Origin of the sequence: Spirillospora sp. NPDC000708, assembly GCF_040299565.1 — a bacterium.
In the GTDB taxonomy this organism is placed as follows: domain Bacteria; phylum Actinomycetota; class Actinomycetes; order Streptosporangiales; family Streptosporangiaceae; genus Spirillospora.
In genome coordinates this window covers 37,171-61,589 of sequence record NZ_JBEPCJ010000036.1, presented here as the reverse complement: position 1 = coordinate 61,589, position 24,419 = coordinate 37,171, and the positions used below count along the sequence as shown (strand labels likewise).

Sequence of the window (24,419 nt, the reverse complement as noted above, 5' to 3'; positions counted from 1 at the left end):
GGATGCCGGCCGCTGCTCTGCCGGGTGACGGAACGCGCCCACCCTAGGAGCGGCCCCGAGGCGGCGGCCGGGTCCGCGCGGCGAACGGGAGCGGGGGCGGGGTGAACGGGAGCGGCGGTCAGGTCGGCAGGCCGAGCGCGGCCCGCACCTGGTCCCGGTAGGCGCGGCCGGAGATGAGGGTGTTGCCGGAGCACAGGGTCAGCAGCATCTCCCCGTGGCCGAGGATCTCCAGCTCGCGTATCCGGTCGATCCGGACGATGACCGAGCGGTGGATCCGGAGGAACTCCGCGGAGCCGAGCCGCTCGTGCAGCTTGGCCAGGGTGCCGCGGACCAGGTGCGAGCGGGTGCCGGCGTGGATGCGCAGGTACCCGTCCTCGGCCCGGACGTAGTCGATCGAGTCCAGGTCCAGCAGCCGGATCCGCCCGCCCATCTCGACGGGCAGCCGGTTCAGCGCCGGGGCGGCGGTCCGCCGGGCCAGCCGGTCGCGGACGCGGTCGAGCGCCAGGTCGAGCCGGTCCCGGCCGTACGGCTTGAGCAGGTAGTCGACCGCGTCGACCTCGAAGGCGCGGACGGCGTGGTGGCTGAAGGCCGTCACGAACACGACGGCCGGGTCATGCCGGCCCCAGATGGCGTCGAGGATGCCGAACCCGTCGCCCTCGGGGAGCTGGATATCGAGGAAGACCAGGTCGGGCCGGTGCCGCTGGAGGGCGGCGATCGCCGTTGCAGGCGAGCCGCACCCGGCGAGCAGATGGACGTCCTCGTGGGCGGCCAGCATGCGCTGGAGCCGCCGCCGGGCCGGGGGCTCGTCGTCGACGATCAGAGTTTTGATCATGTCCGCGCCGTCCGCAGCGGCAGCCGGACGGTCGCGGCGACACCACCGCCCGGCTGCGGCTCGACGCTGAACCTGTGCTCCGCGCCGTACATCTGGACGAGCCGGGCGCGGGCGTTGGCCAGCCCGATCCCCGTGCGCGGCCGGCCGGGCGGCAGCCCGACACCGTCGTCCGCGACGACCAGCCGCAGCCAGGATCCCTCCGGCCGGGCCGTGATGGTCACCGTGCCCGGCGCGTCGCGCGGGGAGATCCCGTGCCGGACCGCGTTCTCCACCAGCGGCTGGAGCAGCAGCGGCGGGACCAGCGCGTCCAGCGCTCCGGGGTGGAGCCGCCAGTCCACCGCGAGCCGGTCCTCGAACCGGGCCTGCTCGATGTCCACGTAGGCGGACAGGACCTCCAGATCCTCGCGCAACGGCACCTCCAGCGAACCGTCATGCTCCAATGACCGCCGCAGCAGGGCGCTCAGCCGCACGACCATCTCCTCCGCGCGCTGCGGGTCGTCATGGACGAACGAGGCGATGGTGTTCATCGCGTTGAACAGGAAGTGCGGCCGCACCTGCGCCCGCAGCGCCTGCAGCTCGGACCGGGTCACCTGCTCGCGTGCCCGCGCCAGCTGCTCACGCCGCCGCCTGTGCTGGACGAAGTAGTAGACCCCGTGGGCCACTCCGACCCACTCGAAGTACATCGCCAGATAAGCCCCGAGATTGCGAAGGTACTCATCGCCGAACCCCTGCGCGGGAGGCAGCCAGTGCAGCACCGGATCGAACAGGAACATCCGTCCGCTGAGCCAGCAGAGCGCGACCAGGTAGCCAGCCAGATGGACCAGGACCGCGCGCACCATGTGGGGACGCCTGACCGGGAACCACATGGTGAGCAGGTACACGCTGATGTTCACCGGGAGCCACGTCAGCGAGGACGCCATGGTCTGCGCGAGACCCAGCCCGACGCTGTGCGCCCCGTCCGCGTAGTCCTTCCACCACCCCAGCGCGTCCACCAGCGCGAGCAGCGATACGACCGCGGTCCAGATGCCGAACACGCGTCGATCCACGCCCGTACCGTAACGACCCCCACCCACCGCCGCCAGGCCACTATCGGCCGTGCCTCCGGCAGCGCTCGTCCACCTCGATCCGCCCGGGCCGACACGGAGCCGAGTCGAGAAACGGTGCACTCGGCATCGGTCCTCCGGCCCGAGAGTGGGCGGCGGGGCGTTCCAGGCGTTTCCGTGGCGGCGTAATGAGCGACGGTCAGGTGCTGGTGCAGCCGCACATCATGCCGGGACGATCCCGACCGGTCCGCGAGGGTCGCCGGACGCTCGCTCCCGCCAATGCCGACCGTTGGCCTGCTGGAGGGCGCATCATCTCAAGGAGGTCAGGACCGTTGCCCGGTCAGGAACGCGGTCGCGACCTTGGCCGTCTGCTCGGCGCTCCAGTGGCCGGGGATCGCACCCATCAGGCGTTCGGCGTGCTCGGGTTCGGTGCGGGCGTAGGCTGCCGCGATCTCTGCCAGTGCCATGCGGCGGTGCCCCCTGCCGGAGATCGACTCGGCGACCCGTTCGGCCCGTTCAGGGTCGATGAGCGCCCACCCGGCTGCGACCTCCGCCAGTGGCCAACGCCGCTGCCAGCGTCCCAGCGCCCGCGCCAGCCCCTCGGTCTCTTCCAGCAGCCGCACTGCGCGCTCGCGATCGGATTCGGTGCACCCGGCGGCGACCCTGGCCAGGGCGATCCGGTGGCCTGGAGCGCGGACGATGCCACGAGCCAGCCGCTCGGCACGCTCGGGGGCGATCGCGGCCCACAGCACGGCGATCCGCACCAGCAGCGGCCCCTGATGCTTGCCGTCGACCTGGCCGGACGTCACGGTCTCGGCCTGCTCCAGCAGCCGCTCGGCCCGGTCCGGGCACGCCCCGGCCACGTTCAGCAGCGCCTCAGCCTGCGCCCGAGGCAGGTCGATGTCGTGCGCGAGCCGCTCGGCGTGTTCGGGATCGAGTACCGCCATCACCCCGGCGATGGCCGCCAACGCCGCACGCTGCCCGTCGGGTCCATCGAAGGGTGAGGGACCGAGGTCCTCCTCGAACAGGCTGCGGTGGTGGCGGACGACCGCCACGGCCTCGTTCAGCAGGCGTTCTGCATCGCGGCGGTCCCTCGTCGTGTACGCCCGCGCGATCTCGGCCAGCGCGCACGCCCGCCGTCCCGCCACCCTGGCCTTCGCGGCGCGCTTTTCGGCCTCCACGAGCAGCCGGTCGGCGCGCCCGGGATCGATTCGCCACCAGACGGCGGCCAGACGGGGCAGTTCCGGCGGTGCGTGCTCACTCGCGTCCAGATACCGCGCTCTGTCCTCGGCCCCGCTCAACAGCCGCCGCGCCGCCCGCTCCCCTCTGCTCGACCGTGTGGTCCCCTCGCCCCCGTTGCCGTCACGGTCGTGCTCGCCTCTGGTAATGGATCGGGGCACCACGCGCTGGCCGACGGCCCGCGGGATCAGGCGGGCCGCGACGGCCTCCGCGCTGGCGGGGCGGGCGGCCGGGTCCTTGGCCAGCAACTCCTGTGCGATCTGCTCCAGGTCGGCCGGGACATCCGGGCGTAGCTGACGAAGCGGAGGCGGGTCGGCGTTCAGATGCCGCGCCATCAGCACCGCAGGCGACTCACCGATGAAAGGCGGGCACCCTGTGAGCAGCGCGTACAGCACACAGCCCAAACTGTAGAGGTCGGCGCGCTGGTCGATGTCGCCGCTCCGCCACTGCTCCGGCGACATGAACAGCGGGGTGCCGACCAGCCGTCCATGCAGCGTCTGCGACGTCGGAGCGTCGTGCCATCGCGCGATTCCGAAGTCGCAGATCTTCACCCGGCCCCCGGCCAGCGCCATCAGGTTGGCAGGCTTGAGGTCACGGTGCACCACCCCGGCTCCGTGCGCCGCCGCCAGCGCCTCGACCACCTGCATGGTCACCGAGCGAACCCGCTCCACAGGCAATCCCCCGGCGGATCGGGCCAACTCCGCCGCCACGCTCTCCCCGTGCAGCAACTCCATCACCAGGTACCACTGCCCGCCGTACTCCCCGAAATCATCGACCCTGGTGATCCCCGGATGCGTCAGCCGCACGGCGATCCTGGCCTCCTGCTTGAACTTGCTGAGCCACACCGGCCCGGCCTCGGCCACGTCCCGCCCCAGGAACTTGATCGCCACTTCCTGGTCTCTCAGCAGGTCGGTGGCCCGCCAAACCTCTCCGAACCCGCCACGCCCCAGCACGCCGACCAGCCGATACCGCCCCGCAACCTCGTCGCCGACCAGCACCGCGCTCCGCCCGTCTCCACGACTCCAGACACCGCCATTCTGACGTCCCCAGCCTGGAACCAGTCCCGAAACAGCGATCAGGCATGCCGGCCCGACCGCCGCGTCAGGTCACCTACGGCCTGCACCCGAGATGGGTCCGGGCTCTCGAATCGAGGTGACCGCCGCCAATCTGGTGGTGGCCACGAGCACTCTTGTGGGCTGGACAACAAGCGGCTCCCTTTACATTGTAGATTTCGAACGCCGGTCTGCGCCGGGCGGTCGTCCGGTACGACCCTGCGGAATAGGGCTGGCATGGAGATGGCAGGCCCCGGACGGGCTTGGCGTCCGGGCCCTGCCACTCGCCGTACCGGATCACCTGCGGGTCAGCAGTTGCCCTGCACTGCCTTGCCGGTGAAGCGGTCGTTGAGGAACTTGGTGACGTCCTGGGCGGCGTTCCAGTCGGTGGACAGGTGCTCGGCGGCGTAGCCGGCGTTCCAGGTGGTGTTGATGCCGGCCTTGCAGTAGGCCGCGCGCGTGTCGTTCTCGGTCTCCTGCGGGATGATCTCCTCGAGCGCTCCGCGGTACTGGAAGACGGGGAAGCCGATCTCGTACTTGGCGCCCGACCCCGCCGGGCCGATGCCGACGCCGAGCTTCTGCCGGTCGACGATGTCGCCCCAGGTCGTGCCGTCCGGCCCCTTCAGCGCGTAGAGCTGGTCCAGGGAGAGCTTGCCGGTGGTGAAGTTCTCGACCTTCGCGCCCAGGAACGAGGCCAGCGTGCCCATCAGGCAGTTGCTCTCGGCCGTCTTGACGGCCTGGCGGCCCTGGTCGTTCATCAGCTCGTCGAAGGGCATCTCGGGATACTGGGCGTTCAGCCCGACGAGGGCGTCGGCCAGGAAGCCGGCGAACAGGCTCCCGTTCAGCGCCTTGGCCGTGACTCTCAGGTCGCCGGGGACGCCGCCCGCCGCCGCCCCGACGACGTTCAACTCAGGAGCGTAGGACTTGGCCAGCTGCGCGCCCCAGAGAGAGGCGGCGCCGCCCTCGGAGTAACCGGAGATGCCGACCTTGCCGTCGTCCTTCAGGCTGCCGCCGGGGATCTGGCGGGACGCGCGCACGACGTCGAGGAGGGCGTGGCCCGCGTCGGCTCCGTTGACGTAGGGGTGGACCTTCCCCGCGATGTAGCCGAGACCGTCGGTGGCGGCGACGGCGTCGCCCGCCTTGAGGAACGTGGCGATGTTGTCGCCCTCGTACATGTCCTGGTACTGGCCGGTGAGCTGCTTGGAGAAGGCGCACTGCGGCCCCGACCCGAGCGTCCCGGGGTTGAACGCGACGGTGGGCCGCGAGCCGCCCTGGGACCACGCGTCGGTGGGCACCGCCACCGTCCCGGTCACCGCCACCTTGGCGCCCTTGGCGTCGGTCGAGACGTAGCGGATCTTCCAGGCCTTGTAGCCGGGCGGGTTGGAGACGCCCGGGAGCTGGACCTGGCGGCAGCCGAGCAGGTCCCCCGGATCGCCCTGGACGTTGCCGTCCGCGGCGTAGATGTCGTTGTCAGAGGAGAGACAGGCGAACGGTGCGGCCGAGGCCGGCTGGCTCGCGATCACGGGTGCCGCCAGCGCGGCTCCCAGTGACGCGGCGGTGAGCATGGAGCGGTATCGCATCGGCGCCTCCCGAGGCAGGGGGTGGACAAGAAGCTGGTGCACCTTGCCAGGCCCGATGCCGCTCCCGACATGAAGTCGAAGACGAAGACGCGCGCGGTGATTGGCAGCCGGGCCACAACGAGACGGCATTCTTGGAGGCCCGTGGCGCCGCGTCACTGCACATGCGCGAGCCCGAGCATCAAGATGCGCGCCGGTACGGAACCGCGTTCGCACCTATGAGTCTGTGCGGTCAGCTTCCAGCAGCCTGCTGGAGACCCTGGGCGATCGCGTCGAGGACGGGTTCGGCCGTCGCGGTCGTCCCGGTCACGGCGAAGTGGCTCATCGGCTGCCAGCCCGCCGTGCAGTAGCCGGGGGCCCAGGGACGCACGCCGGACAGGGGGCCGCCGGCGACGCCGCCCCACGCCACGAAGTCGCGGACGAAGCCGTGGGCGCCCTGCGGCGAGATCAGGTAGCCGGGCAGCGCGCTGTTCCAGGCATAGGGATCGGACAAGGTGGCGGACGGGTAGCCGAGCTCGGCCACGAACACCTTCTTGCCGAAGGTGCTCCGCAGGGAGGTGGTGGCGGCGAGCAGGCGGCCGACGTGGGGCCACAGGTGGGTCCGTAGCCAGGTGATGCGGTCGTCCTCCGCCATGGAGATGAAGCCGTAGAAGTCCATCTCGCCGATGGCCGGGTCGACCGCGTCCGGCGGGCTGTAGGTCCAGCCGCCGGACCGGGTGACCAGGCTCCGGATCGCGACGCCGGCCACCCCGAACTCGACCTCCTTCCCGAGGTCCCACGTGTTGACCTGGGCTCCGGTCAGCAGGTTCTGCGCGGCGACCGGGGCTCCGTAGCGCCGGAGGACCGGAACCATCCGGTCGATTGCCAGGGATGTCCTGGTCGAAGCCATGCTGCGCGTCGCCCGACTGCGCCTGCCGGCGGGTCGCGATGCCGGCGTAGACCTCGGTGGCGCCGTGTGCTTCGAAGAGGCGCTGGACGTCGGTGACGGTGCTCGCGGTCCGTACGCCGTCGGTGAGGGAGACGCTGCCGAGCACCTTCTCGGTGAAGGGGCTGACCGACAGTGCCGTCAGGAAGGGCTGCTCGCGGATGCCGGGCCGGCCGCGGCGCGGGCGGCCGTGAGCGGGACGGCCGCGGCGATCCCGGCGGCGGCCGAGGCCAGGAGGAAGCCGCGGCGGTCCCAGGGACTCTCAGTGCTCGATGTTTCTCATTCGCTGAGCCGAGGGAACTCAGCGGAGAGCGTGCTGCGGATCTCCACAGCACGCTAGTGAGTGGTGAAGCCGCCAATGAAGCCGCCTGTTCCGGCCACGCCGGTTCCGCCCGGCCAGTACGGGTCGGGACGCGCCGGCTCGGACGGCGGGCTGCACGGCATCGGTCGCCCGCCACGCTTGGCGGCGTCCCGAAGCCTCGTGCGCTCGTCGTCGTACGGGCTGAGCCCCGCGACGTGGCCGCGGAGGTGCCGTCCGTCGGGGTCGGCGGCGTCGTACCGATCCCACTGGCCGGTTCGGTACAGGAAGAGTGCCAGGTCGCGGTGATCGTTGGGCACAGGCACCAGGCCGCTCTCGGCGACGACCCGAACGGCGACGTCTACGCCGTCCACAGCCATCGCGCAGAGTCGGTTGCCGGCGGCGCCGGGGCCGATCGCGCGGAGGGCGGCGAGAGCGTGCTCGCGGGCGTTGTGGGGGATGGGGTCGTGTGCGGTGGCGGGGTGCGGATGTGCGTCCAACTCCAGCATCCGGACGAGCCCGTCGAAGCCCGGGTCACTGTCCCCCCGGGCGATGTAGTCCCGCAGGCGGTGTCCGTCCGGATCGGCGGCCGCGAGTCGCTCCCATTGCCGGGTGAGCATCAGGAACAGCGGCACCAGGTCCGGGTCGGTGGGGAGGTAGCCGGCGTCGGTCACGGCCGCGACGGCGTCGTTGTCGGCGTCCTCCATCGCGGCCTCACACAGGATCTCCCGTGCCGGGCCCTCGTCGAGGGCTCGCAGGGCCCGGCGGCAGGCCGCGTCGGCGGGTGTGCCGGGCCGTTCCTCCGTCACCGTCAGCATCTGATGGATCAGCCAGCCCGGCGGGAAGTCCGCGAGGAGGTCGAAGCGGCCGTGCAACGCCGCGAGCACCGCTGAGTAGGAGGTCCCGCCGCCCGACTCGGCGCCGGGTGGCCGAGGGACATGTGGATTGCTGAGCAGCAGGGACAGCAGCGGCGTCGGTGTGCCGTCGTCGCTCCACAATTCTGGTCGCTGCCCGAGGATCAGTTCGCCGCGGAAGGTCCTGCAGTTCACCCAGAAGTCGAACGCCCGGGAGAAGACGTTCTCCAGCGCGTCCAGGACGTGTGGTTCGTCGGTCTCGGCCACGATGGCGGCGCACCGGTCGCGAAGGGCGGGGTCGTCCGCGCGGAGGGCCAGGTCGAGCAGCAGTTCGGCCTCTGCTGCCGTGCCGAGGCCCAGGCCGGTGACCAGCCGGATCCGCGGGACGCGGGGGCAGTCGGGGTCGGGGCCGAAGAGGAAACGCTCGGCTGTCTCGGGAAGGTGTATCCGGTCCCCGGCTCGGGAATCTGACCGCCTGACGCCGGTTCCCGAGACTCGCGATACGCCCGCGGAGCCGTCTGCCACCTTCGTCCATTCAGAGAGGTGGCGGTCGGTGCCGTGAGGCCCGAATGGGGCGGTGATTCGCTCCCGGAGCAGCCACCAGATGACCTCCCGGCGCTCGGGCTCGCCGTCCCAGAGCGCCTCGATCCGCGCTGCCGCTCTCCGCCTGGCTCCGGGGTCGCGTGCGGAGAACGCCACGGCGAGCAGCGCGTCCGGGGCGGCCCCGGTGTCCCAAGGCGGTGGTGCGGCGGACGCCGGGCGCAGGAATGGCAGGGCCAGTCGCCCCAGTGGCCGATGGGCCTTGAGTGCCAGTGCGCGTGCCAAACCCATGCTTCGATGATGCCCGGGGAAGTGACAGAAGACGAGAAGTTAAAAACCCGCCGCGTGGTCTACTCGTAGTCTGCGGTGCCGTTCAGTTCGGTCAACAGGCCATCGGGCGCAGTTCGTAGAGTTCTCCCAACCATCGGTGGGCCTTCGGTGTCCCAGATCCGGTAGCCACCACCTGGCGCTCCCCGAGCACTTACCGTCTCCTATTCATTGACCGCCTCTGAGCCCTCGGAAGGGCGGTGGAGGCGTCCTACTTCCCCCGTCCTGCTCGATATGCCACAGCATCCATGCGTGCCCGTCAGAACCTGTGGTGTGCCAAGGCCCGCTCATCGGCCGTCCGGCCGGCACCTGCTGGACGAGGGGACACGGTAGGGCGGTCCCCGACAGGTTGTGGCGCAGCAGCGCGGCCACTTCCCACTCGTACTCGGCGTCGCGACGCCTCAGGCCGCTCTGCCATCGCGGTCACGATCTGCCGCGAGGACCTGCACGAACCGGTGCGCCCTGCACAGCGTCTCCCGCTCTGCTCGGTCACGCGGTAGAACCTACTGGAAGCCTCCCAGGAAAGGTCGGTGCATGGAGCCGCTGAAGCCCGACGATCCGCGCAGCATCGGCACCTATCAGCTCAAGGCTCGTCTCGGCGCCGGCGGCATGGGCCAGGTCTATTACGCCCACTCGCGGGGAGGACGGCCGGTCGCCGTGAAACTCATCCGCTCCGATCTGGCCGCTGATCCGGGCTTCCGGCGACGGTTCACCGCGGAGGTCGAAGCCACTCGCCGCGTCGGCGGATTCTTCACCGCCCATGTGGTGGACGCCGACCCGGACGCGGACCCGCCCTGGGTCGTCACCGCCTACATCGCGGGGCCATCGTTGGGAGCGGCGGTCGAGGAGAAGGGGCCATTGCCCGTCGAGGCGGTCCTCACCCTCGGAGCCGGGCTCGCCGAAGGGCTGGCCGCGGTGCACCGGGAGAACCTCGTACACCGCGACCTCAAACCGGCCAACATCCTGCTCGCCGATGACGGGCCGCGCATCATCGACTTCGGCATCGCCCGGGCACTCGAGGGCACGACACTGACGGAAAAGGGTGCGATCATCGGCACCCCCGCCTTCATGTCACCCGAACAGGCAATGGGCCACGCCGTCGAGGCACCCAGCGACATCTTCTCTCTCGGATCGGTTCTCGCCTTCGCCGCGACCGGTCACCCGCCTTTCGGAACCGGGCCGCACGCCGCGATCCTTTACCGCATCATCCACGAAGATCCCGACTTGGTGCACGTCCCCACCCCACTTCTGCCACTCATCCAGCAGTGCCTGGCCAAGGACCCCGCCGAACGCCCGACCCTCGGCGCACTGCTCGACCTCCTGGACACCACGACCCGATCAACCGCTCCAGGCCGAGCCGCCCCACCGGAAGCCACCACTCCTCTCCGCTCGCGCGCGCAGAGCGAGGTCGCTTCCACTCGGAAGACTTCCGGGTCGCCGACGGCTCGAATGCCGCCGGCCATCTCCTTCCAGCCACCGCCCGCGAACTACCCCAAAGAAGCCGCCATCGGCGCGGCGGCTTGTATCGTCCCGCCGCTGATCACCTGGTACTTATGGGGTCCCCCGGCCGGCTTCTTCACCTTTCTACTCGCCGGCTTTTTCTGTATTCTCGCCTTCGTTGGACTGATCTGGGGCGCCCGAATGGAACTCGTCATCACCTCGGACGGCATTGAGACGGTGCTGCATAGGAGAGGGCGGGAGGACACGGTCGAGATCTATCCCTGGGATTCGATCCAGCGGCTCACTGTCAAGAATCCGCCGGATCGAACCGGCTTTTTTCTCACGGTGTGGAGCGGAGGCGGCGCCGGGGAACCTCAGGAAGGGAAGGTGCTGTGTCGGCTTGATGGGCCGGGCATGCCCCGCGACAAGATCTACGAGGCGATCGCCGGCCATAACCCGTCCGTTGTGGACCCGAAGGATTGGTGACGCGAACGGTGACCCGGCCGGCGCCGGAACATCCGAACTCGCTGAAGCACCCATACCTGCTGCACCGACCAGCGGCGGCGGACCCGACGATCTCAAGACCAGCCTCCTCGTACATGTTCGCCGCTGTGGTCTTGAGTCCGCAGGAGCCGCTGACCGTAAGCCCGCGCTCACCTGTCATCGCGGTCACCGACCCGGCTTCGATCCGTCGGCCAGCTGGACCGGCGTTGTCAGAGGCGCGGTGAAGTATGTGCCGGGACCGGCATGGCGGACAAAGGAGCGATCGCGGTGGCTGTGACGAACCAGAAGGTGCTCGAACACGCACTCCTCACCGAGATGTACGACGACGGGTACTACCCCGATCACCTCGTCGACAAGGGCAAAGCGATCTTGCTGAGTCTGTGCGAGCGGATCGAGGCCGACCAGCCCGCCGACCTGACCGCGCTCTACACACTGACGCACGCCGCGACGGAGGAGTTCAACGCCCTGCAGACGGAGTTCGAGGCGGCCGGCAGCGAGATCGAGACGGTCGCACGCGACGCGATCGGCGAAGATTTCTGGTTCGTGGCCACCGCCTACGGCTTCGACAAGGCCGACATCGAGGAGCTGATCGCCACCCGCGACTGGTGACACCACACCCCCCAGCTTCGCTCCCGACCGCTGTTGCGGGCGGCTTTGGCTTCTGATCGGCGCGGTGCACAGCAAGTGCGGCTTTCAGCCGCGCGGGTACCTGCCTGGACAGACCTAAACAGGGCCCGCCTTGTTCAGGGCGGTGTTGGGCGGTGAGGGTGGTCCTCCCGGCGGCGCGTTGGACGTCGGCGGCCAGGGCGCCCGCATGCTGAGGCGCCGGGTGCGGTGACCGAAGTGGTCACCGTGGTGATGCGGTCGCGATGGCGCGGCGGTGCGTAGTTGTCGGGCTAGACGGCGGGCGACAGCCTGCTCGGCCGGTTGCTGGGGGCGGTTGCCGGTGATGGCGGTGGGTCCGCAGGGTGGCGGGGGTCGTGCTGGGCGCGAACACCCGTCGCGTCGGAGACGTCACGTGTGCCAGGTGGCGGGGTCCGTGCGGGTTGGTCGGGGCGGGTGTCGATGATTCCGCGCCAGCGCCGCCCGAGTCGCCATGCCTGGCCTCGACACCACAGCCGCACCGGCATCAGTCCCGACCGGACTATGACCGGGTGGTGGGCCGCCGCTGGTGGCAGGCGTACCCGATGCATGGCTTGGAGCGGCGCTGGGCGGAGAGCGAGTGTTGAGGTCCAGGTGGGGGTGAAGAAGTCGGCGAGGACGAGGCTGCTCGCGGCAGCGTGCAGCCAGGGCCGGTCAGCGGGGCGGCGGCAGATCTCTGCCGCCTTGTTCCGCGACTCCTCCAGCGCGAGGCCGCGTCGATCGTGGTGGCGGGCGCGCCGGTCGGCCTGCCAGTGGAGGGAGTCCAGCGGGTGTGGGGGGCGTGCGGTTCCTCGTGTACCAGCACGTCCCACAACACCAGGTGGCGGTCGGCGGTTGAGTGGGGTCGCTGGTCTCGGGTCGCTGGCGGAGGTGGGTGCCGTCGAGTTCGGCCAGCGCTGGCACGAAACCCTGGCGCGCCCTGCCCAAGCGCGGGCGGCCGACTGCGATGACGCGCTGGGGAGGGCGAGCTGCCCGACCCGCGCCCGCACGGGCCGCGGTGACCGCCGCGTCCGCTGAGGCACGTCGAGTGGTATCTGGATCGGCCGCCTCGGCCGCCGTCCGGTGACGAGGAGGACGTCTGGGTGGTGGACCGCTCCCCCCATGCCTGACCGAGGCGGCTGGCCGGGCGGTGGGTCAGGCGGGGGCGTGGCCGCGGGCGTGCAGGGCGTCCTTCTTGGCGCGGTTGCCGCATGTGTTCATGGAGCACCAGCGGCGCGTCCCGGGGCGGGAGGTGTCCAGGAACAGGGCGCCGCAGCGTTCGCCGGCACAGGCGCGGACGCGGTCGAGGGCGGCTGAGGTGACCAGGTCGAGGGCGTCGCGGGCCAGGACGGCGAGCATCGCGGCGGCGGGTTCGGCGGCGTGGTGGCGCAGCCGTCCGGCGGGGTCGAGCGCGGGGACGGGGACGGGCCGGGCGGCGGCGGCGTTGACCAGGTCGCGGGACGCGGGGTCGCAGGCGGCGGGGCCGCCGTCGAGGGCGGCGGTGACGAGCCGGTGGATCGCCTCGCGCAGGGCGCGGGCGGCGAGCAGGTCGACCGTGTCGGCACGCCCGCCGTCCCGGCCGGCGCCGCGAGCCGTCCCGTCGGAGGGCATGTCGTAGGGACCGAACTGGCGGATCCAGGCGTCCAGGGCGGCGGGGTCGTCGAGTTCCTCGACCGCGCCGGGCGTGCCGCGGTGGCGCAGGGTGCGGATGAAGTCCAGGCAGAGCCGTCCGGCGCCCTGGCGGAACGGGGCGGGCGGGGCGGAGGCGGTCATGGCCTCGAGGATAGCCGCGAACCGGTTTAACTGGTACCGTCCTGAACCGCTATAACCGGTTCTCCAGTGAGGTGCATCCGTGCCCCCGACTCCCCCCGGCGGCCTCTCCCCCGCCCCGCCGTCCGGTCCCTCCGCCGCGTCCGATGAGGCGGTCCTCGGGCCGCGGCTGACCTGGTTCCTCGCGCTGACGTGCGGGGTGACGGTCGCCAACATCTACTTCCCCCAGGCGCTGATCCCGCTGATCGCCGCGAGCCTGCGCGTGTCCGAGAGCACGGCGGCGCTGGCGGCGACGTCCGCGCAACTGGGGTACGCGGCGGGGATGTTCCTGCTGGTGCCGCTCGGGGACCGGATGCCGCACCGGCGGCTGATCGCGACGCTGACGGCGCTGACCGGTGCGGGGCTGCTGGCGGCGGGACTGGCGCCGGACGCGCCGGTCCTGATCGCGGCGGGCGCGCTGGTCGGCGCGACGACGTCGGTCCCGCAGATCATCCTGCCGATGGCGGCGGGGTTGGCCGGTGAGCGGCGGCGCGGCGCGGTGACCGGCACGCTGCTGAGCGGGCTGATCGGCGGGATCCTGCTGGCGCGCGCGTTCGGCGGGGTGGCCGGTGCGCAGCTGGGGTGGCGCGCCCCCTACCTGATCGCGGCGGTCGTGGCGCTGCTGCTGGCACCGGTGCTGGCGGTCGTTCTGCCGGTGACGGCGCCGGCGTCGCGGGAGCGGTATCCACGGCTGCTCGGCGAGGCGGTGCGGCTGCTGCGCGAGGAGCCTGATCTGCGGCGGTCCTGCCTGTACCAGGCGGCGATGTTCGGCGGATTCAGCGCGGCGTGGACGGCGGTGGCGCTGCTGATCAGCGGTCCCCCCTACGGGCTGGGCGCGCAGGCGGTGGGGCTGGTGGCGCTGGTGGGCGCGGCGAGCATGCTCTGCACACCGGTGGTGGGGCGCCGGGTGGACCGGGCGGGGCCCGACGCGGTCACCCCGGTGTGCGCGCTGGCGGCGCTCGCCGCAGCGGCGGTGCTGGCGGGCGGATCAGCGGGCGGCGCCGCGGGGCTGGCCGCGCTGGTGGCGGGGATGCTGCTGCTGGACGCGGCGGTGCAGTCGGGGCAGGTCGCCAACCAGTCGCGGATCTTCGCGCTGCGGCCGGACGCCCGCGCGCGCCTCAACACCGCCTACATGACGTGCTCGTTCCTGGGCGGCAGCGCGGGGTCGTGGCTGGGAGTGCGCGCCTACGAGCGGTTCGGATGGGCGGGGGTGTGCGGCCTGGTGGCGGCGCTGGCCGCGCTGGTGCTGGCCCGGCACGTCCTGCGCCGCCCCTCCCCCTCCCCGGCGTCCGCCGCGGTCCCGCCCGGTTCGCCCTCCGCGGCGGGCGGGACGGTCAGCGGCGCGGTGGAGGAGCGGGCTCCCTCGCGGGGGCCGTTGCGGCGTCGGCGGTGACCGGCGCATTCCGGTAGACGGTGCCGTGGGGCCGCGGGCTTCGTGGGGCTCACGTGGACTGTAAGGACGATGTCGTCGACGTCGCGGTGTCGGTGACGTGCCAGGCGTCCAGGGCCCGCGTGGTGAGCGCGTCCAGCATCTCGGCGGTCAGGCTCGGCCTCGGGGTGGCTGATGGCCCCTCAAACGGTGCGCCAACTTCGGGTGATGATCGGCGGCTGAACAGGGAGTATGCGGCGCGGGCGTGAAATGGTGTTCGGCGGGTCGGCGGACTCCCCGGGGGTGGGGGCGGCGGGATCGTTGGGCGGCTGGGGGCCTGGGAATGGGTGGTGCGGGCGAGCGCGGTATGGGGTGGCTGGCGCTGGAGGCCTTCGATCCGGCGCCGGTCGCGGTCGCGTTGACGATCGGGCCGGACCACCGTCTGGTGTACACCAACCTGGCGTTTCGGGCGTTCGTCGGGGACCGTCGGCTCGGCGAGCCGATCGGACGGGCGTTCGGTGCCGCGGCCAAGCAGGACTACGGCGAGCTCTTCGATCGTGTGCTGGCCACCGGTGAACCGGTCAGCCTGGTCGAGGCGCCGGTGAAGCCCGCCGATGCGGACGCCGGCGATGCCGAGCGGTACTTCTCCTTCACTCTCTCGCGGTTCACTCACGAGCGGCCCGGTGTCCTGGTTGTGGCCGCCGACGTGACCGAGCAGGTCGCGGCGGTCCGGCGAGCGGATCGGGCGACCGAGGAGCACAGGCGCTCGCGCCGCCGGTTCGAGAGCATGGTCTGGATCAACGCGCAGGTCGTGTGGGTGACCGATACCGCCGGGAAGGTGATCGAATCGAGCGGGGGCTGGGAGCGGATCACCGGGCAGAGCCGACAGGAGTTCCTCGGCGACGGCTGGACGCAGGCGCTGCACCCCGACGACCGCGAGCCGACGCTGCGGTCATGGGACCGGACGCGCCGGGCGGTCCGCCCGTGGCGCCATGTCTACCGGGTCCGCACCCGCGACGGCGAGTACCGGCACTTCGACGTCCGGGCCGCGCCGGTGGTCGAGGACGGCACCGTGGTCGAATGGATCGGCACCTGCTTCGACATCGAGCTGGAGTGGCAGGCGCGGCAGCGCCGCGAACTGCTCGACCGCGCTGCCGCGGCCGCCGCGGAGCGGCCCGCACTGACCGAGATGTTCGCCGCGCTCGCCGAGGTGCTGGTTCCCGCGCTCGCCGACGGCTGCGGCGTGCACCTGCTCCCCGACCTCGGCGACCGGCCCGCCGGCGCCCCGATCGTCGTCCAGCGTGTCGCCACCGCCGCGAGCAGCGGTATGCCGCGGCGACCGCCCGGCGGCGAAGAGCGGTTCGCCGCGGGCAGCGGGTTCGCCCGTGCGCTTGAGCGCCGCCGCCCGCTGCAGCGCACCTTTCCACCGGGCCGGCCACCGGCCGACCTGCTGCCTAGCAGCACCACCGAATGGCTGACCCAGACCGGCGCCACCAGCGTCGTGCTGATGCCGGTCGTCGTCGACGGCGCCGTGGCCGCCGCGGTCACCGCCGCCCGGCGTCGTGGCCGCGGACCGATGAGCCGCGACGACATCGCCCTGTTGCGGCAGGTCTTCGAGCACACCCACGACGCGCTCAGCGGCGCTGTGCGGCTTCACCGCACACAGCAGGTCGCGCTGGCCCTGCAGCACGGCCTGCTCGCCGAACCCCCCGAGCACACCGAACTGCAGATCGTCGCCCGATACATGGCCAGCCCGACGGCCGCCGAGGTGGGAGGCGACTGGCACGACTCCTTCGTGCTTCCCGACGGCGCGACCGTGGTGGCCATCGGCGACGTCGCCGGGCACGATCTGGCCGCCGCCGTCGAAATGAGCCAGCTCCGCAACATGCTGCGGGTCCTCACGGCCGATCGCCTCGCCCCGCCCGGCGAGATCCTGCGCCGCCTGAACAACGCGATGGAAACGGTGGCGCCCGAGGCGACGGCGACCTGCGTCCTGGCCCGCGTCGAGCAACCAGCCCCCGGCCAGTGGCAGTTCAACTACGCCGTGGCCGGGCACCCGCCGCCGCTCCTGGTGACCCCCACAGGCGACGGCCGTTTCCTGCAAGAAGCCGCCAATCCCCTGCTGGGCTTCCCCTTCGACCAGACCTACCGCAGCTCGACCGAACCGCTCCCGCCCGGCTCCACCCTGCTGCTGTACACCGACGGCCTGGTCGAACACCCCGGCGAGCACCTGGACACCGGCCTGAACCGGCTCCGTCACCACGCCTCCGCACTCGCCCACCAGCCGGTGGAGGACCTATGCGACGGCCTGCTGGACGACCTGCCGACCACCGGCACCGACGACATCGCCATGATCGCCGTCCGAACACCCGACAGCTGACCACCGTGACGCTCCGCCCCTCTAGTCCTCGGGCCGGGCCCGAGGAACAGCCGCCCACCGACCCACTGCTCAAGCCGGGCCATCCCGGCGCGGGGCCCGCAGTCGGCCACGGCCACGCCCACCAGCACGCCAATCGAACTTCTTGCCAGGACTCCGCTTCACTGCGGCCCCCTGCCGGTGCCCAGTGACCCAGCGCAATGCCGACGGCGATGCAGTTCGCCGCGAACCCGCCAGGCCAGAAGGTGTTCCCAAGGGGTCGTGCCAGGCGCAGTTGTGGGTCACACACGCCGCCCTGCCGACGGGCTACCAGAACCGCCACCCCAACGACTGGATCGACATCCCCGCCGCCGATCCGTACCTGCCCGGCAACCTGGCCTGGCTTCTGCCCCAAGCCGATCGCCAAGAGGATCTGGCGCCGCTGCTCATCTGGCTGAGCCGGATGCACCTGCCCATCACCACCGCAGGTCTGCCCGACCTGATCAGCGACTACACCCACGCCAGTCACCCACATGCCCAGGCGATCCGCCGCATCCTGATGAAGTCAACACCCGTGCTCACCAGCCCCGGCCCCACGCTCCCCGCCCCTTGACCAGCCAGGTCTCCGGCCAGCTCATGGGGCATGCCGATCCCGACATCGCCACCTAAACCGCCACCCTGCCCCATGCAGGCCCACGGCTAAAGCCGTCCACCCCGGCGCCCCCGTCCATGCGGATCACCCGCTCGAACTCGTCATCACCCGCTACAACGGCCCGGTGTTCGCGTTCAGCCCGGACGGCACTTGCACCCTGACCAGCAGCGGCAACAACATGGACCGGTGTGGTCCGCTGCGAACGGACGTGAGCCGGCGACCTGCTCGCAGTGGTCGGCGGGGGGCCGATTGCCGAAGCCGACTGACCCCGGGACCAGCCGCCGAGCTTCACGGGCTTGGCGCCTGCGCCCCGGCGCCGATGATGATCCGCCGGGCCGCCGCTTCGTGCCGGACAGGGCGTCCGCCGAACCTTGAAGGCGGCCACCGGGGCTGGGACACTGGACCGAACCGGTCACCGACCATCATCGAGGTCGTTCGATGGCGACTCGAAACCCGCGCCACGGTGGAACGTCGCTCGACGAGCTCATCCCCGCGATCGTGTCCCTCGTCGCCCTGGTGATCTCCATCTGGTCCGAGATCCTGATCTTCACGGACTCCGCCGGGGACGACATCCACAAACGCGTCTACACCGGGATCTTCTACGGCTTCTTCGGCCTGGGCGGACTCGTCGGCCTGGTCAACGCGTTGCTCGGCTCGCCGACTCAGAGTGTCGGCCAGGCCCCGCCCGACGACGGCAAAGAGATCGGCTTCGACCCGGGTGACGTCCACGACACGGACTGACCGCCCCTGGCGGAACGTGCCCGCCCCTACGGCTCCTAGCAAGCGGTTTACTCGCTGTTCCGCCGCTGGCAACGCGACGGCCCCGGTGGCGAACAGCCTGGCCCGGCTGCAAGCACGGGCCGACGTCACCCGGCTGATCGGTCGGCAGGTCGGGGCGGACTCCACTGTCATGCGCGCCCCATCAGCACACGGCCGGAGCCCGTCGCCACAGCGAGAAACAGGCCGAACCGCCCGGCGGGACCGGCAGCGGGGCGACGCACACAGTTCGAGGCCGTCATGGCCGAGATCCGGCTCGTCCGCATCGGCGGCGGGCACCCGAGCACCAGGCCCGAACGGGTGCGCAGGGAAAAGGCGTCACCCTCCAAGGCGATCCGAGCTCACCTGCGGCGGCAGAGCATCGCGGCCACGATCCCCGAACCGGCCGACCAGGCTGGCCACCGGCTGCGCGGCTGGGCCCGCGATGGTCGGCCCGCCCAAGTTCGATCCGGTCGACTACCGACAGCGCCACGCCGTGGAGTGTGGCATCAACCGGCCCAAACACCATCGCGCCGGTCGCCGCCAGGTTCGACCAGCTCACCGTCCGCTACCCGGCCACACTCCACATTGCCGCCATCAACGAATGGCCCTGATCAACTTTGAAACAGGCCCAAGGTTTCGTACTGGCCCGCAGGCTCGCCGGATCCCCGGACGACGACCTGAAACTGAAGGAAGAGCGGCCTTCGTGGCCACTCTCCCACTCGGCTGACCGCCCGGCGAAGATCTTTCGACGCCGTCCCGCTCGGCCTCGCGTCCGGAGCCGGGACGCGGGCCGCATTGAACCTGGCCACCGCGCCGTCGGGATCACACCCCGGCACATCCGCGAGTGTGCGCGCCCTGACGGGCGCCCCTCGAGCCTCTCGCCACACGTTCGGTTAGAGGTCGTGACAAATGGTGAAGACCACCCCGACGTCCTCGACTCGGTCCACGGGGGGTGAGGCATGGCGTCGACCGGCACTCAGAGCACGACCATCGCGCTGCCGGGCAGTGCGGGGCGCCTTGCCGCGGCGTGGCCGGACCTCGTGATTCCGGGGGTGGTCACGCTCTGTACGTGCATGTGGCGGATCGGCGTGCCCTCGTACTGGCGTGACGAGTCGGTCAGCGTGGTCGTCGGGCACAGCGGGCTGGGCACGATAGCGAGCTTCACCTCCCGCATCGATGCGGTCCACGGCCTGTACTACCTGCTGATGCACCTGGTGACCGGGCTGGGGACGAGCGAGGTGATCACCCGGACGCCTTCGGCGGTGGCCTCCGGCCTGGCCGCTCTGGGGATCGCCGCCATCGGCAGGCGGCTGTACTCGCCCAAGGCCGGTCTCTACGGCGGCCTGCTGTACGGGCTGCTGCCGATCACCAGCCGGTACGGTCAGGAGGCCCGCCAGTATGCGCTGGTCAGCGCGGGCGCCGTCCTGGCCGCGTACTTCCTGCTCCGGGCGCTGGAGGATGCGCGTCCCCAGATCAGGTGGTACGCCGCGTACGCCGGGACGATGGGGTTGCTGGGATGGCTTCACCTCTACGCGCTTTTCCTCCTACCCGCCCACGCCGTGACCGCCGGCCTGTGGAGGCATCCCCAGTGGCGGCGTCGCCACCGCGCGAGTTGGGGGTTGGCCGCCCTGGCGGCGATGGTCCTGGTGTCACCGCTCGTAGTGATCGCACACGGTCAAGAGGCCGCCCAGGTGTCCTGGTTGCAGCGCCCCGGACCCAGAGCGCTCTACGACCTCGGCCTGCGGGTCACCGGTGATGGACGTGTGCTGCTGCTCGCGCTGGTGGTGGCCGTCGTGGTGGGGACTGCGCTGCTGCTCGCCCGCGACCACCGCAATGCCGCCGCGCTGACCGTCCCGTGGATGTGCGTACCGTTCACCTTGGCGTGGAGTGTGTCGCAGATCCATCCCGTCTATCACCCTCGCTACATCCTCTACTCAGTCTGCGCCCTGGCGCTGCTGAGCGGGGTAGCGCTGGACACCGCGGCCGTGCGGCTGTCTGCCGGCCGGCCGTGGTTGGCTGTGGCGTCCGCAGTCACCGTCCTGGTGGTTCTGGCGTTGGCGACGCTCCCCGCCCAGCTCGCCGAGCGTGGGCCGCGGAGCCGTCCAGACGACCTCCGCTCCCTGGCCGCCACCTTGCGGCAGCACTCGCACCCGGGGGATGCGGTCCTGTACCTGCCCGCGGACCGGCGGGCCTTCGCGACCGCCTACGCCGGCGCCTTCGCCCGGTTGAACGCGACGGCCCTGCAAGACCACGAGACGAACTTGCAGCCCGGCTCTTTCCGGTCCGCTCTGGCAACCGAGTCCCGGGTCTGGCTCGTCCAAATACCCCCGCACGACCACCGGTACCGCAGCGCCGCGTCTCCGCGCGATCTCGCGATCCTCAAGAACGACAAAGGTTTCCGGGCGACTGACTCAAGGTGGTTCGGGAGCGTCAAGCTCACCCTGTACGTCCGCCGCACGGCCGGAAGCTGACATCCGCGTCCGGTGAGGCGAACTCCTCGGGCCGCCGTGGGACGCCCAGGAGCGGCGTATGGGCGACGGTGCACCCGTCCTCGCTGACGACCGGCTCCAACCGGAACCTATGCCGTTCGTACTAGTCGATGAGTTCGAGCAGGCAGGTGTCGTGGTCGCCCGTTATGGGCTCGACACGCAGACGCAGGTCGAGGCGCAACCGGTCGGCCATCGCGGCGATGTCAGCGAGCGCGGCCTCGGCGAAGCGTTGGCCTCGGTGATCCGGCGTCCTACTCCCCGTAACTGCCTTGAGCCCCAAGGTGGAGTCGTCAGCGCAGGTCACGCCATGTACACAGGGGTAGGGCCCGCCCTCGCCTGACTGCTTGTCGGAGGACCCGGGGCGATTTTGATGCGCCATCCTGTGAGCGACAGTCGGAGCGTGAACGCGATTCGGGCATGCTGGTCACCGTGCGCGGTAATGGCGTGCGGCGGTGTCGGGGCTGAGGTTCAGCACGGCGGCGAGTTCGTCCCAGGTGGAGCCAGCGGCCCGCGTCGGCAGCGGTAGCACGGCGTCGATCGTGGCCGGCGAGCACCACCCGCGCGTAGTGGATCAATACTCAGTGGCGGGTGTGACCGGTGCGCTCTCCGCTCCGGCAGCCGGCGCCGCCGATGTAGTACGCGTTGAGATAGTTCGGACCTGCGCCCGGTAGCTGGGTGCGGCCAGGGCTGACACAGAGGTGATAGTCATTCGCACTACCGCCCCCTCTGACGTCGACGTGTATCCGCACCGTCGTCGGGCCGCAGTGGTTGTACGCCGCGAACTCGGACGCGCGGACGCTGTAGCGGAAGAATCCGCAGGGAGGAGCGGCAAACGCGTCCGCACCCGCCTGACGCACATCCGGGCCGCGCCCGAACTCGGCGTGAGCCGGACCCGAGAAGGCCGTCACGGTCAGGGCAGCACCTGACGCTGCCGCCAAGGCGGCTCGCACTGGGCGAGGAGAGAGCTTCATGAACACTCCTTGAGGTTCGGGCCATGACGATTGAGACCAGATGATCTGCCCTGCCTGTAACTACGACGCCTCTCGTGCACTGCGCCGACCGCGCAAGTGTAACTCTCTGTCCACATATCGTGTCCGCAGGTAACCGGATCGGATAGTGGGTTGGGTTCGGTCGGATATAGCCGCGACCTGCGGTTGATGTCTGTCTAGATGTGGGGCGTTCGCGTGGATCGAATCCGGCTCTCTCACGCTCGTCTTGCTTTCTCGGCGGTGTTTTCCTCTACTTCGACCCGATTGCGTGGCGTGGGTTGGCCCGGCGAGAGTTGACGAGTATGGCCACGATGACCGCCATCGCCAGTAGGGACCCCGGCCGCCCAGGCGCAGGCGACGGTGTTGCCGTGGGCCGTGCCGACGGCATGTCCGGATGGGCGGCGAGGTAGACCCAAGCGGCGCCAGCGGCGGTGGCGTTCGACAGCGCTGTGCCGATCGAGCCGCCGATCTGTTGCGCGGTGTTGACGACGGCAGAGACGATGCCGGCGTCTTCCGATGCAGCTCATCATGGGTAAGACCCGGTGCTAGAACCCCGCACCGCCGTGCGCTACGTCCCGTCCAGGCAGGAAGCCATGGCTGGTCACCTCGCGCCACCCCACCGCAAACACTGACCACTTGCGGATCTCTCTCCACGGTCAAACGCTCCCTACGGAGTCGGTGACCAACGTCTAACCACCCGGAGCCACCGATGGCCGCCGAACTACTTTCCCCCCCGAGCGCACGAAGTCCGAGCCTGATCCACAGGAACAACCAGCGGTGATGGACATCTACGGCAAACCGCGCTGCACCCTCAGGGGCGTCAGCGGTCGTCGGCGTGGTCGGCGCGTAGGCGCTTGCGGTCGAGCTTGCCGACAGCGGTCATGGTGTCGCGGAAAAGCAGGCGCCGGGGTTTCTTATAGGAGACGATCTGGCAGGTGACGTGAGCGGTGAGCTCGGCGCGCGGAGTCCCACAGCGGAACCCACCACTTGCCCTGCGGCCGAGCGTGCGGCCGAGTGGAGATTCACCCAGGCGAGGCATCGGGTCTTTGTTGGTGACGACGACTTGCCGGAACTCAGCCCGCCGATCCGCTCCGCCTCCCGACGCGGCCGTCGGCGTCGACGTCCGGCAAGGTTGCACGCCGAACAGGGGTATGACTATGCCGACCGCGGCACGGCGGTTCCGCATTCGGCCACGATTGTTGCACCCGTCAACAAAATGCCGTCTGAGCTGGGCTGCAGTCCGGCTACCGCTGGTACACCAGCCAGAACGTCGCGCCGCTCTACCCCTTCGGCTACAGGCTCTCCTACACCACGTTCGCCAACTCGGGCCTGCGGACCACCGCCGCCCGCGACGGCGGCCTGGACGTGCGGCTCACCGTCCGCAACACCGGACACCGTGCCGGAGCGGCCGTGCCGCAGGTGTACCTCGGCCCCTCCCCCGGCCTGCCCTCCTCCATCCAGCAGGTCAAGCGGAAGCTGGCCGGGTTCGACCGGATCACCCTGCCGCCCGGCGCCTCCCGGACCGTCACCCTGCACATCACGGCCCGCGACCTGTCCTCCTGGTCCACGGCCAAGCAGAACTGGGTCCGCGGCACCGGTGACCGCACCGTCCAGGCCGGCTCCTCGTCCACCGACCTGCCTCTCACCACCACCGTCCGGATCCCCTGACCATTGACCGCGCTTCGCTGCTCTTGAAGACCACGTGCGCGAGTGGCCGCGGGTCCCGTCAGGGTCCTGCGGCCACTGCCATGCGCCCAAGCAGCCGCAGATGTCATGCAGGTCACCGAGAGAATCGACGCCGCCCGACCACCCCACACGCCGGCGCGATCATTTGTTTGATCGTGACCTATTCGAGGGCGCTTCTTTCCTTTTGAGTGGTGTAGCCGGACTCGAGCGACGGGTACGAGGCGAGAGTGCTTGGGGGTGGTGATCTTGAACACGCCGATGAGCTCCGGCGATGAGCGGGTTCTGGTCGCGGCAGCCAGGTTGTTCTCAATGTTGGGCTACGACGCGACGACCCTGAGCATGGTGAAAGAAGCGGCCGGACACCGCGCGGAAGACTCGATTCTCCTGAAAGCAGGAAAAGGGGAGCTCTATCACTCGGTCCTCCGCCGCCTTCACGCCATGGAGATGGAGCGTCTGGAGCTCGCCGTGAAGGCCGGCGATGGCGGGGTCGCAGGACTGCACAGTCTGGTCGATGCCTTCTTTGACTTCGTCATTGATCACCCAGAATTCGCCTCTATATGGTGGCAGAGAGGACTCAAGGACGCGTCGGAGCTTCCCTTTTCCCCCGAAGAAGAGTTCCCACCTCCACTGATGACCTTCATGACGCCGGATTCTTGGCCGAGGATCACCGGCTCCCTGGATCTCAAGTTCCTCGCCTGGTGCGTCATGTGGACCGTGAGCGGCTTCGTCAACAGCGGTTTTCCGGATGAGACCGGGCGTCGCGTGTATCCGGACCACCAGACCACCGTTGATCTGTTCAGGGTCCGGTTGCACGAACTAGTTGATCGTTGTGTCTGACGTGAAGAAAAGGCGCCACGCGGTCAGCACGTTCCACTTGGGGGACGTGCTGGCCCCGTCCGCTGCCTGGTGCGATGTGTCGACGCATCGGCCGATCCGTCCAACTCCCCCGAACTGAAGTCGCCGTCATCGCGTTTCAAAGACCTGACCATTGGCAGTAATCGAGGGCGATATCGCCAATCGCTCGTGTATCGGCCAGGCGCGACCAGCGGGCGCGTCCT

18 protein-coding genes are annotated in these 24,419 nt (G+C 70.4%); 9 read left to right on the top strand and 9 right to left on the bottom strand.

Features of this window, described 5'->3' with window-relative positions:
- Window positions 1-118 precede the first annotated feature (118 nt).
- From ABT299_RS24915 to ABT299_RS24890, 6 genes are all read right to left on the bottom strand, one after another.
- A complete protein-coding gene (locus tag ABT299_RS24915) occupies window positions 119-832 on the bottom strand; it encodes a LytR/AlgR family response regulator transcription factor (RefSeq protein ID WP_500252154.1) in 714 nt (237 codons plus the stop codon).
- The gene (locus tag ABT299_RS24910) at window positions 829-1,878 is read right to left on the bottom strand and encodes a sensor histidine kinase (RefSeq protein WP_387018272.1); all 1,050 of its coding nucleotides are present in this window, start codon (window positions 1,876-1,878) and stop codon (window positions 829-831) included. Before ABT299_RS24910 ends, ABT299_RS24915 begins: the two co-directional genes overlap by 4 nt.
- A gap of 320 nt (window positions 1,879-2,198) precedes the next feature.
- On the bottom strand, window positions 2,199-4,112 hold the full coding sequence (locus tag ABT299_RS24905; protein WP_500252153.1) for a serine/threonine-protein kinase: 1,914 nt from the start codon (window positions 4,110-4,112) through the stop codon (window positions 2,199-2,201).
- 362 nt (window positions 4,113-4,474) lie between these two features.
- Window positions 4,475-5,746: a lipase family protein gene (locus tag ABT299_RS24900; RefSeq protein WP_433154449.1), complete on the bottom strand. Its 1,272-nt coding sequence runs from the start codon at window positions 5,744-5,746 to the stop codon at window positions 4,475-4,477.
- Between the two features lie 229 nt (window positions 5,747-5,975).
- Window positions 5,976-6,596, bottom strand: a complete 621-nt coding sequence (locus ABT299_RS24895) for a hypothetical protein (RefSeq protein WP_500252152.1) — start codon at window positions 6,594-6,596, stop codon at window positions 5,976-5,978.
- 408 nt (window positions 6,597-7,004) lie between these two features.
- Window positions 7,005-8,651: a hypothetical protein gene (locus ABT299_RS24890; protein WP_500252151.1), complete on the bottom strand. Its 1,647-nt coding sequence runs from the start codon at window positions 8,649-8,651 to the stop codon at window positions 7,005-7,007.
- A 570-nt stretch (window positions 8,652-9,221) separates the two neighbouring features.
- Here ABT299_RS24890 and ABT299_RS24885 point away from each other — a divergent pair.
- Window positions 9,222-10,613, top strand: a complete 1,392-nt coding sequence (locus ABT299_RS24885) for a serine/threonine-protein kinase (protein ID WP_500252150.1) — start codon at window positions 9,222-9,224, stop codon at window positions 10,611-10,613.
- A 261-nt stretch (window positions 10,614-10,874) separates the two neighbouring features.
- Entirely contained in the window at window positions 10,875-11,240 is a 366-nt protein-coding gene (locus tag ABT299_RS24880; RefSeq protein WP_500252149.1) for a DUF5713 family protein, read from the top strand.
- Window positions 11,241-12,407: 1,167 nt separating this feature from the next.
- Here the strand turns inward: ABT299_RS24880 and ABT299_RS24875 are convergent.
- Entirely contained in the window at window positions 12,408-13,025 is a 618-nt protein-coding gene (locus ABT299_RS24875) for a CGNR zinc finger domain-containing protein (RefSeq protein ID WP_500252148.1), read from the bottom strand.
- A gap of 79 nt (window positions 13,026-13,104) precedes the next feature.
- Between ABT299_RS24875 and ABT299_RS24870 the strand changes: the two genes are divergently transcribed.
- The 5 genes from ABT299_RS24870 to ABT299_RS24850 all read left to right on the top strand — a co-directional run bounded on the left by ABT299_RS24870 (window position 13,105) and on the right by ABT299_RS24850 (window position 20,668).
- A complete protein-coding gene (locus ABT299_RS24870; protein ID WP_500252147.1) occupies window positions 13,105-14,454 on the top strand; it encodes an MFS transporter in 1,350 nt (449 codons plus the stop codon).
- A gap of 343 nt (window positions 14,455-14,797) precedes the next feature.
- Window positions 14,798-16,810, top strand: coding sequence for a SpoIIE family protein phosphatase (locus tag ABT299_RS24865; protein WP_500252146.1), 2,013 nt, complete (start codon window positions 14,798-14,800; stop codon window positions 16,808-16,810).
- A gap of 184 nt (window positions 16,811-16,994) precedes the next feature.
- The gene (locus ABT299_RS24860; protein WP_500252145.1) at window positions 16,995-17,399 is read left to right on the top strand and encodes a hypothetical protein; all 405 of its coding nucleotides are present in this window, start codon (window positions 16,995-16,997) and stop codon (window positions 17,397-17,399) included.
- A gap of 477 nt (window positions 17,400-17,876) precedes the next feature.
- Window positions 17,877-18,179, top strand: a complete 303-nt coding sequence (locus ABT299_RS24855) for a hypothetical protein (protein WP_500252144.1) — start codon at window positions 17,877-17,879, stop codon at window positions 18,177-18,179.
- Between the two features lie 977 nt (window positions 18,180-19,156).
- Entirely contained in the window at window positions 19,157-20,668 is a 1,512-nt protein-coding gene (locus ABT299_RS24850; protein ID WP_500252143.1) for a glycosyltransferase family 39 protein, read from the top strand.
- A 596-nt stretch (window positions 20,669-21,264) separates the two neighbouring features.
- On the opposite strand, the gene ABT299_RS24845 is transcribed toward ABT299_RS24850, so the two are convergent.
- Together ABT299_RS24845 and ABT299_RS24840 are read right to left on the bottom strand one after the other, a co-directional pair.
- Window positions 21,265-21,657, bottom strand: coding sequence for a DUF6355 family natural product biosynthesis protein (locus ABT299_RS24845; protein WP_387018233.1), 393 nt, complete (start codon window positions 21,655-21,657; stop codon window positions 21,265-21,267).
- Between the two features lie 838 nt (window positions 21,658-22,495).
- Entirely contained in the window at window positions 22,496-22,861 is a 366-nt protein-coding gene (locus ABT299_RS24840) for a hypothetical protein (RefSeq protein ID WP_500252142.1), read from the bottom strand.
- A 224-nt stretch (window positions 22,862-23,085) separates the two neighbouring features.
- On the opposite strand from ABT299_RS24840, the gene ABT299_RS24835 reads away from it, so the two are divergent.
- Window positions 23,086-23,343, top strand: coding sequence for a fibronectin type III-like domain-contianing protein (locus ABT299_RS24835; protein ID WP_500252141.1), 258 nt, complete (start codon window positions 23,086-23,088; stop codon window positions 23,341-23,343).
- 255 nt (window positions 23,344-23,598) lie between these two features.
- A complete protein-coding gene (locus tag ABT299_RS24830; protein ID WP_387018227.1) occupies window positions 23,599-24,198 on the top strand; it encodes a TetR/AcrR family transcriptional regulator in 600 nt (199 codons plus the stop codon).
- Window positions 24,199-24,419: the final 221 nt, after the last annotated feature.

What these genes read in the sequence shown, in the direction of transcription:
- ABT299_RS24915 (WP_500252154.1), bottom strand. Translation starts at nt 832, where the DNA reads ATGATCAAAACTCTGATCGTCGACGACGAGCCCCCGGCCCGGCGGCGG.
- ABT299_RS24900 (WP_433154449.1), bottom strand. Translation starts at nt 5,746, where the DNA reads ATGCGATACCGCTCCATGCTCACCGCCGCGTCACTGGGAGCCGCGCTG.
- ABT299_RS24895 (WP_500252152.1), bottom strand. Translation starts at nt 6,596, where the DNA reads ATGGTTCCGGTCCTCCGGCGCTACGGAGCCCCGGTCGCCGCGCAGAAC.
- ABT299_RS24890 (WP_500252151.1), bottom strand. Translation starts at nt 8,651, where the DNA reads ATGGGTTTGGCACGCGCACTGGCACTCAAGGCCCATCGGCCACTGGGG.
- ABT299_RS24885 (WP_500252150.1), top strand. Translation starts at nt 9,222, where the DNA reads ATGGAGCCGCTGAAGCCCGACGATCCGCGCAGCATCGGCACCTATCAG.
- ABT299_RS24880 (WP_500252149.1), top strand. Translation starts at nt 10,875, where the DNA reads ATGGCGGACAAAGGAGCGATCGCGGTGGCTGTGACGAACCAGAAGGTG.
- ABT299_RS24875 (WP_500252148.1), bottom strand. Translation starts at nt 13,025, where the DNA reads ATGACCGCCTCCGCCCCGCCCGCCCCGTTCCGCCAGGGCGCCGGACGG.
- ABT299_RS24865 (WP_500252146.1), top strand. Translation starts at nt 14,798, where the DNA reads ATGGGGTGGCTGGCGCTGGAGGCCTTCGATCCGGCGCCGGTCGCGGTC.
- ABT299_RS24855 (WP_500252144.1), top strand. Translation starts at nt 17,877, where the DNA reads ATGGCGACTCGAAACCCGCGCCACGGTGGAACGTCGCTCGACGAGCTC.
- ABT299_RS24850 (WP_500252143.1), top strand. Translation starts at nt 19,157, where the DNA reads ATGGCGTCGACCGGCACTCAGAGCACGACCATCGCGCTGCCGGGCAGT.
- ABT299_RS24845 (WP_387018233.1), bottom strand. Translation starts at nt 21,657, where the DNA reads ATGAAGCTCTCTCCTCGCCCAGTGCGAGCCGCCTTGGCGGCAGCGTCA.
- ABT299_RS24840 (WP_500252142.1), bottom strand. Translation starts at nt 22,861, where the DNA reads ATGCGGAACCGCCGTGCCGCGGTCGGCATAGTCATACCCCTGTTCGGC.